The following is an 8302-nucleotide window of genomic DNA, read 5'->3' as shown; positions in this document are numbered from 1 at the left end:
ATGCCTATGGGGTGGGCCGGCATCCCGGGCGTCTTGAAGCCCGCCGCTATTTCTTTACTCGCCGAGGTAGGCGGCCTTGACGCGCGGGTCGTCCAACATGTCGCTGGCGTTGCCGGTCATGGTGATCAGGCCGGAGTCCATCACATAGCCGCGGTGCGCCGCCTGCAGCGCCAGCTTGGCGTTCTGCTCGACCAGCAGGATAGTGATGCCCTCCTTCGAGACGTTGCGGATCACTTCGAAAATCTTCTCCACCATGATCGGCGACAGGCCCATCGACGGCTCGTCCAGCAGCAGCAGGTTGGGGTGGCACATCAGCGCGCGCGCCATGGCCAGCATCTGCTGCTCGCCGCCGGACAGGGTGCCGGCCATCTGCGCCGCCCTTTCCTTCAGGCGCGGGAAGACGTCGAACCAGCGCGCGATGTCGGCCTCGATGCCGGCCTTGTCGTCGCGGGTGTAGGCGCCCATCATCAGGTTTTCCTGGATCGACATGCGGGTGAACACGCCGCGCCCCTCCGGCACCATGGCCAGCTTCTTCTCGACCAGGTGGAAGGACTTGCTGCCCTTCAAGGACTCGCCCAGGTAGGACACCGTACCCTCCACCGTGCACGGCGGCAGGGTGCCGGTGATGGCCTTCAGGGTGGTGGTCTTGCCGGCGCCGTTGGCGCCGATCAGGGCGATCAGCTCGCCCTTGTTCACTTCCAGGTCGATCCCTTTGACGGCCTTGATGCCGCCGTACGCGACTTTCAGTCCCGATACCTTTAGAACATTGCCGCTCATTAGTGCGATCCTCCCAGATAGGCTTCAATCACCGCCTTGTTGCTCTGTATTTCGGCCGGCAGGCCCTCGGCGATCGGCTTGCCGTACTCGAGCACGGTGAGGCGGTCGCACAGGCCCATCATCAGCTTGACGTCGTGCTCGATCAGCAGCACGGTCTTGCCCTCGTTCTTGATCTTCACCAGCAGCTCGCGCAGCGCCAGCTTCTCGGTGGCGTTCATGCCGGCGGCCGGCTCGTCCAGGGCCAGCAATTGCGGGTCGGTGGCCAGGGCGCGGGCGATCTCCAGCCGGCGCTGGTCGCCGTAGGACAGGAAACGCGAGGTGCGGTTGGCGAACTGGCCGATGCCGACAAAGTCGAGCAGCTCCTGCGAGCGGCGGCGGATCGACGCCTCCTCCTCGCGCGCCGCCTTGTGGCGGAACACCGCGCCGAACACGCCCTGGTGCGAGCGCACGTGGCGCCCCACCATGACGTTCTCCAGCGCCGTCATCTCGCCGAACAGGCGGATGTTCTGGAAGGTGCGGGCGATGCCGGCCTTGGCCACCGCGTGCGGCGCCGACGGCGAATAGGGCTTGCCGGCCAGCTCGAAGGTGCCGGTGTCCGGCTGGTACAGCCCGGTGATGACGTTGAAGAAGGTGGTCTTGCCGGCGCCGTTGGGGCCGATCAGGCCATAGATCTGGCCCTTCATGATCTTGATGCCGACATCGGTCAGCGCCTGCAGGCCGCCGAAGCGCTTGTTGACGCCGGCGATGTTCAATATGACTTGTTCGCTCATGGTGCTCATGGTCCTATTCCTCAGGCCGCCATCACGCCGGATGTCGGCTCGGGTTTGTCGGTGTCGTTGTCGGGGCGGTCCTCATGCTTGGGCGCGGGCCACAGGCCGGCCGGCCGGTTCAGCATGATCAGCACCATCGCCAAGCCGTACAGCAACTGGCGCAGCACCTCGGCCTCGATGATGACGTGGCCGAACAATTTCTCCTGCAGGGGCTCGACGACGTGGCGCAACACCTCCGGCAACGCGGCCAGCAGGGCGCCGCCCATGATCACGCCGGGGATGTGGCCGATGCCGCCCAACACCACCATCGCCAGCACGGCGATCGACTCGGTCAGCGAGAACGATTCCGGCGAAACGAAGCCCTGGAAGGACGCGAACATCGCGCCGGCCACGCCGCCGAAGGAGGCGCCCATGGTGAAGGCGAGCAGCTTGACGTTGCGGGTGTTGATGCCCATCGCCTTGGCGGCGATCTCGTCCTCGCGGATCGCCACCCAGGCGCGGCCCAGACGCGAGTGCTGCAGGCGCGAGGTGATGAACACCACGGCGATGCACAGGACCAGGAAGAGGAAATAGTAGGCGTTGACCGAGGGCATGGAGAAACCGCCCACCACGACGTTGGCGCGCGAGCCCGCCTCGCCGGCCAGGTTGACGCCGAACACGCGGATCGGGTCGATCAGGTTGATGCCCTGCGGACCGTTGGTGAAGTTGATCGGCTCGTTCAGGTTGTTCATGAAGATGCGGATGATCTCGCCGAAGCCCAGGGTGACGATGGCCAGGTAGTCGCCGCGCAGCTTCAAGGTCGGCGCGCCGAGGATGGCGCCGAACAGGCCGGCCAGCGCACCGGCCATCGGCACGATCAGCCAGACCGACAGGTGGATGCCGTTGGTGCGGATGTCCTCGCCCAGCACGGCGACCAGGGTCTCGCCCAGCGCCGGATACTGGTTGACCAGCGATTCGAGCAGGGTGGCGAACTGCGGCGAGGCCAGCAGGCCGGTCATGTAGGCGCCCACCGCGTAGAAGGCGATGTAGCCCAGGTCGAGCAGGCCGGCGAAGCCGACCACGATGTTCAAGCCCAGCGCCAGCATGATGTAGAGCAGCGCCATGTCGACGATGCGCACCCAGGAGTTGCCGAAAGGCGCGGCCAGGAAGGGGAAGATCAGCAAGCCGATCAGCACCACCGCCATGCTGCCGTAGGCCTTGCGCGGGTTGTGGGAGACGTCGAAATTGAAGAGTGCCATGATTGTTCCTTAATCCGTATCCGGGCGCGGCTTAGGCGCGGTCCGCCACGCGCTCACCCATGATGCCGGACGGACGCACCGTCAGCACCAAGATCAGCACCACGAAGGCGAAGATGTCCTGATAGTGGCTGCCGAGGAAGCCGCCGGTGAATTCGCCGATGTAGCCGGCGCCCAGGCTCTCGATGATGCCGAGCAAAATGCCGCCTATCATCGCGCCGTAGATGTTGCCGATGCCGCCCAGCACGGCCGCCGAGAAGGCCTTCAGGCCGGGCACGAAGCCCATGGCGAACTGAATCGAGGCGTAGTTGGCGCCCCACATCACGCCGGCCACGGCGGCCAGCGCGGCGCCGATGGCGAAGGTGGCGACGATGACCTTGTTCGAGTCGACCCCCATCAGGCCGGCGACGCGGGGGTTCTCCGCCACGGCGCGCATGGCGCGGCCCATCTTGGTTTTTTCCACCAGCATCACCAGGCCGAACATCGAGCCGGCCGCCAGCACCAGCAGCAGCAACTGGGTCTGCGAGATCAGCGCGCCGCCGATGGTGATCGGCTCGGACGACAGCAGGGGCGGGAAAGGCAAGGGATTGCGGCCCCAGATCATCATGGCGAAGGTCTGCAGCAGGATCGAGACGCCGATCGCCGTGATCAGCGGCGCCAGCCGGGGCGCGTTGCGCAGGCGGCGGTAGGCGATGCGTTCGATCAGTATGTTGACCAGCATGCAGACGGGAATCGCGCCGCCGATGGCGATGGCCAGTTTGACAAAGCCGGGCAGGTCGGGCGCGTACTCGTTGAGCAGGCGCAGGATGGTCAGGCCGGCCATCGCACCGATCATCAACACGTCGCCGTGGGCGAAGTTGATGAGGTTCAAGACACCGTAGACCATTGTATAACCGAGGGCGACCAGGGCGTACATGCTACCAAGCACCAAGCCGTTGATAATTTGTTGGATAAAGGTATCCATGGAGATTGTGCCTCTTCTATTGTGTTGTACTGCAACGGCCAAGCGGCCCGGCCGGCGTCAAAGGCCGCCCCAACAAAAACGGCACCCGGGGAGTTCCCCGTAGTGCCGCCGTTGATTGGACGCCTGTGGTCCGGCCGAGATGCTCGCCGCCGACTCTGCATCGATCTACTGCGCATTCATTAAGCAAACCCCATGCCACGCCACTATCCACGGCCCAGGTTACTTACCCCGGCGCAAAAAAGCAGAATCGACAACTTTTTTCGGGCGAGGCAATAATACCGAGTATCCGAAAAAACTAATAGGGGAAAAAACAATGGTGCGCCGAATTTAATTCAGATGTTGCAAAATCGTAGAAGAGGCCACTCCCTAATTTGGTGCAGGCTTGACACCGTCCAATCCCTTAGGTAAAGGGAAGGTTACCGCCTCCTGCACACCGTCGAGGGTGCGCACGCTACGCACGCCGCACTCCTTCAGGCGGTCGATGACGGCGTGCACCAACACTTCCGGCGCCGACGCGCCGGCGGTGACGCCGACGCGAATCTTGCCTTCCAGCCAGGAGGGATCGATCTGGGCGGCGTTGTCGACCATATAAGCCGGCGTGCCCATCTTCTCGGCCACCTCGCGCAGACGGTTGGAATTGGAGCTGTTCGGGCTGCCGACGACGATCACCAAGTCCACCTGCGGCGCCATGAACTTGACGGCCTCCTGGCGGTTGGTGGTGGCGTAGCAGATGTCGCCCCTCTTCGGCTCGATGATCGCCGGATATTTCAATTTCAGCGCGGCGATGATGTCGGCGGTGTCGTCGACCGACAGCGTGGTCTGCGAAACATAGGCCAGCATGTCGGGCTTGGTCACGTTCAGCTTGGCCACATCGGCCACCGTTTCCACCAGATACATGCCCTCCTCGGTCTGCCCCATCGTGCCCTCGACCTCGGGATGGCCGTCGTGGCCGATCATGACGATCTCGCAGCCCTGGCGGCGCATCTTGGCCACCTCGACGTGGACCTTGGTGACCAGCGGGCAGGTGGCGTCGAAGATGCTCAGGCCGCGCGCTTCCGCCTCGGCCCGCACCGCCTTCGACACGCCGTGGGCGGAGAACACCAGGGTGTTGCCGGCCGGGACGTCGTCGAGGTCCTCGATGAAGATCGCGCCCTTGTTGCGCAGGTCCTCGACCACATAGGCGTTGTGGACGATCTCGTGGCGCACATAGATGGGCGCACCGAATTGTTGCAGCGCGCGTTCGACGATCTCGATCGCGCGGTCGACGCCGGCGCAAAAGCCGCGCGGCTGGGCCAGCAGGATTTCCTTGTCCATCATGGGTTCCTTACAGCACGGAGATCAGGTTCACCTCGAAGCGCAGCGGCTGGCCGGCCAGAGGGTGGTTGAAGTCGAACAGCACGCTTTCCTCGCCCAGTTCGAGCAGCACGCCGGCGAAGCGGCCGCCGCCCGGCGCGGCGAAGTCGACCAGGTCGCCGATCTTGTAGTCGGCGTCCGGCGTCGAGTTCTCGTCCAGCGTGGCGCGCGTGACGCGCCGCACCAGGTCCGCATTGCGCTCGCCGAAGCCCTGGCCGGCGGCCAGCTCGAAGGTGCGCTCGCTGCCTTCCGGCATGCCGATCAACAGCTCTTCCAGCATCGGCGCCAGCTGGCCCTGGCCCAGCATCAGCGTGGCCGGATTTCCGCCGAAGGTTGTGATGATATCAACACCGCCCGGCGTCGCCAGACGATAATGCAGAGTGAGGTAAGCCGATGGGGTGACGACAGGTGTGTTCGCGTTGGACATGACGTAGGATTCAGTGAGCTTGCAAACCGTTATTGTAAGCCACCTTGCCGCCGCCGCCCCGCTTGTCGAACAATTCGCCGCCAAGCGGCGCCAAGGAGAGAGCGATGGCGATTCGCGACTGGCCTGAGCAGCAACGCCCGCGCGAGCGGCTGATCCGCCACGGCGCCGCCGCGCTGTCGGACGCCGAGCTGCTCGCCGTCTTCCTGCGCGTCGGCGTGCGCGGCAAGGACGCGGTGGCGCTGGGACGCGAGATGATCGGCCACTTCGGCTCGCTGCAAGGGCTGTTCGGCGCCGGCCTGGACGAGTTCTGCGCCCTGCCCGGCCTGGGCGCCGCCAAGTTCGCCCAGTTGCAGGCGGTGATGGAACTGGCCCGCCGCGCCATCGAGGAGCAGCTCAGTTGCGGCCACACGCTCAGTTCGCCGCAAGCGGTCAAAGAATACCTACGCCTGGTATTCAGCGGCAAGGGTTGCGAATCCTTCTATGTCTTGTTCCTCGACGTCAAAAACCGCCTGATCGCCGCGCGCGAATTGTTTCGTGGCACCCTCACCCACACCAGCGTCTACCCGCGCGAGGTGGTCAAGGAGGCGCTGGCCTGCAACGCCGCCAGCGTCATGCTGGCGCACAACCATCCGTCCGGCACGCCCGAGCCCAGCGAGTCCGACCTGCTGCTGACACGCGCGCTGGTGCAGGCCCTGGCCCTGGTCGACGTGCGCATCCTCGACCATTTCGTCGTCGCCGGCCACCGGGTGCACTCCTTCGCCGAGCACGGCCAACTGTGAGCGGGGGCCGCCGCGGCCCGGCGCACCCACTGTTTACAAGCTGCTAAGCCCTTGTTTACCCTTGAGAAATATGCGTAAAGCCCGGTGCCACATAGGGGAATGCACAATTGTTAAATTTTTTCATGAGTTGATGACACAGTTGTTTTTCACAAGTCATTGAAAAAGCTGGAGTTTTTAGATATACTCTCGTTTTTCCAATTGTGGAATGTCTTTAAGGAGTGCACCATGGCACGTGTTTGCCAAGTCACTGGGAAGAAGCCGATGGTCGGCAACAATGTTTCCCATGCAAACAACAAAACCAAACGTCGTTTCCTGCCTAACTTGCAGAATCGTCGTATTTTTGTTGAATCTGAAAACCGCTGGGTCTCCCTGCGCTTGTCCAACGCCGGTCTGCGCGTCATCGACAAAGTCGGCATCGACGCCGTCCTGGTCGATATGCGCGCTCGTGGCGAAAAAGTATAATTAGGGAGCTATCATGGCAAAAACAGGCCGCGACAAAATCAAGTTGGAGTCGACCGCAGGTACGGGTCACTTCTACACGACGACTAAGAACAAGCGTACTACGCCAGCTAAGATGGAGATCATGAAGTTCGATCCTAAAGCTCGCAAGCACGTAACGTACAAAGAAACCAAGATCAAGTAATCCGATCTTCGTGTTCTCAAAAAAAGCCGCTCATCGAGCGGCTTTTTTATTGTCGGCTGCAAGCGCTCTTGGGCTTCATCTAATACATAGGTTTATACACATCTTTTTTCGCCAATAAAATCAAACACTTACAAAGCACCAGCTGTTGCAGAAACAGCAATCCCGGAGTGCCTGCCCGATGGATTTCCCGTCAACGCACAACGACTTTGCTCAATTTTTAAGCAAAAACACTCAAAAAGTGCGGTTCTTGCGGGCCAGTGCGACGGTCAGAAAAAGATGTGTGTAAACCTATGCATCTAATAGGGGCGAGCGGCTGTTTCCGCCCCATAGCCGCCGGTCGCCAAGATTAAATAGATGCCGGCCAAGACAACCCTACTCTTGGTTGGTGTGCAAAACACGTTGTAGCATCATCGATACGGCGCTGCAGAAGGATGAACCGGCACATTGCTATATCCATTCGCTTCGAGAAACTTCTTAATACTAGCGATGGCTAGATCAGAACGAGGATGAGGCCCAATGATAACCTCAGATAATGCTAACTTAGGCACTCTTCTTTCGCTCGCGTTATCATAAACATCTTGAATATCTTTCAGCGTCGTATACGGCGCAAGAAAACAATTGGTCAGCCGGAATCTGGTTTTAGCTGGATTTTTTCCAAATCTCTCCACGGTTTCCGAATGTTCAGTGTAGAACAATCGGATCTCTCTCTCGTCTTCAAACGCCGAGTGTTTGCATGAGGCAGCGAGCTGATAAAGAATTCCATTAAGTGAGGATTCATATCCACTAATCGGGTAGAATTCCCGAATGCTCTGATCCCGTTGCGTTACCGAAATTTTTCGAGCGGAATCTTTAGTATAAGCTTCACTGAAAAATCGCGCGAACATATCCCATAAAGCTCGCTTATGGTCTTCCGAGTAAAGCACTGGTACAAGTTGGCATTCGCTAGGATATCCCAGCTGGGGAAGAAAATCTTTCTGTGCAAAGCCGAGTGAAACACCGATAGCGCCACCTGAGTAAGCACGCCATTGGCTTAGACTGTCACGTGCTGATGAAAAGCAAGCAATGTTTATTCGAGGCCGAGGGTTCCTGTCCTCTATTGTCAGGCCCTCAAGAATATCAGCGATAGGACTCTGGTTTTCATGAGAAAACGACCTAAACACTTGGCGCGCCAAATCGATTCCATGTTTAATTTCAGTGGCATCATTCAGGAAATCAGACTCTGTGAGCCAGAAATCTTGAGATTCGATGATTCCTTTGAATCCATAGGTTTATACACAAGTCACCCAGCTTCGTCGCGTAGCGCCTTAATCGTGAGCGCAGCCACGCGCACATCCTGAATGCCCTGCCAGATCGT

The 8302-nt window shown here is 60.6% G+C and carries 10 protein-coding genes; 3 read left to right on the top strand and 7 right to left on the bottom strand.

The annotated features are described in order from the left end of the window. Positions 1-54: 54 nt before the first annotated feature. The 6 genes from H7U20_RS02555 to H7U20_RS02530 all read right to left on the bottom strand — a co-directional run bounded on the left by H7U20_RS02555 (position 55) and on the right by H7U20_RS02530 (position 5526). The gene (locus tag H7U20_RS02555; protein WP_199518051.1) at positions 55-777 is read right to left on the bottom strand and encodes an ABC transporter ATP-binding protein; all 723 of its coding nucleotides are present in this window, start codon (positions 775-777) and stop codon (positions 55-57) included. Continuing rightward, entirely contained in the window at positions 777-1547 is a 771-nt protein-coding gene (locus tag H7U20_RS02550) for an ABC transporter ATP-binding protein (RefSeq protein ID WP_093385157.1), read from the bottom strand. Before H7U20_RS02550 ends, H7U20_RS02555 begins: the two co-directional genes overlap by 1 nt. Before the next feature lie 20 nt (positions 1548-1567). Continuing rightward, positions 1568-2785 carry an ABC transporter permease subunit gene (locus H7U20_RS02545; RefSeq protein WP_199518050.1) on the bottom strand — a complete coding sequence of 406 codons (1218 nt, stop codon included), beginning with the start codon at positions 2783-2785 and terminating at the stop codon, positions 1568-1570. 31 nt (positions 2786-2816) lie between these two features. Continuing rightward, entirely contained in the window at positions 2817-3746 is a 930-nt protein-coding gene (locus H7U20_RS02540) for a branched-chain amino acid ABC transporter permease (protein ID WP_199518049.1), read from the bottom strand. 366 nt (positions 3747-4112) lie between these two features. After that, positions 4113-5060 (bottom strand): 4-hydroxy-3-methylbut-2-enyl diphosphate reductase, encoded by a 948-nt coding sequence (gene ispH / locus H7U20_RS02535; RefSeq protein ID WP_199518139.1) that lies wholly within the window; start codon positions 5058-5060, stop codon positions 4113-4115. A gap of 10 nt (positions 5061-5070) precedes the next feature. Then, the gene (locus tag H7U20_RS02530; protein WP_199518048.1) at positions 5071-5526 is read right to left on the bottom strand and encodes an FKBP-type peptidyl-prolyl cis-trans isomerase; all 456 of its coding nucleotides are present in this window, start codon (positions 5524-5526) and stop codon (positions 5071-5073) included. 104 nt (positions 5527-5630) lie between these two features. On the opposite strand from H7U20_RS02530, the gene radC reads away from it, so the two are divergent. The 3 genes from radC (at position 5631) to rpmG (ending at position 6948) form a co-directional block, all read left to right on the top strand. Then, a complete protein-coding gene (gene radC / locus H7U20_RS02525) occupies positions 5631-6305 on the top strand; it encodes a RadC family protein (protein ID WP_199518047.1) in 675 nt (224 codons plus the stop codon). A 225-nt stretch (positions 6306-6530) separates the two neighbouring features. Beyond that, on the top strand, positions 6531-6767 hold the full coding sequence (gene rpmB / locus H7U20_RS02520) for a 50S ribosomal protein L28 (RefSeq protein ID WP_010400928.1): 237 nt from the start codon (positions 6531-6533) through the stop codon (positions 6765-6767). A 13-nt stretch (positions 6768-6780) separates the two neighbouring features. Further along, entirely contained in the window at positions 6781-6948 is a 168-nt protein-coding gene (gene rpmG / locus H7U20_RS02515; protein ID WP_093384732.1) for a 50S ribosomal protein L33, read from the top strand. Between the two features lie 407 nt (positions 6949-7355). Here the strand turns inward: rpmG and H7U20_RS02510 are convergent, their stop codons facing one another. Further along, positions 7356-8120, bottom strand: a complete 765-nt coding sequence (locus H7U20_RS02510) for a DUF2971 domain-containing protein (protein ID WP_199518046.1) — start codon at positions 8118-8120, stop codon at positions 7356-7358. Positions 8121-8302 lie beyond the last annotated feature (182 nt).

This window comes from Rugamonas violacea (genome assembly GCF_016461825.1).
Lineage (GTDB): Bacteria > Pseudomonadota > Gammaproteobacteria > Burkholderiales > Burkholderiaceae_D > Rugamonas.
This window is presented reverse-complemented; position numbering and strand designations above follow the sequence as displayed.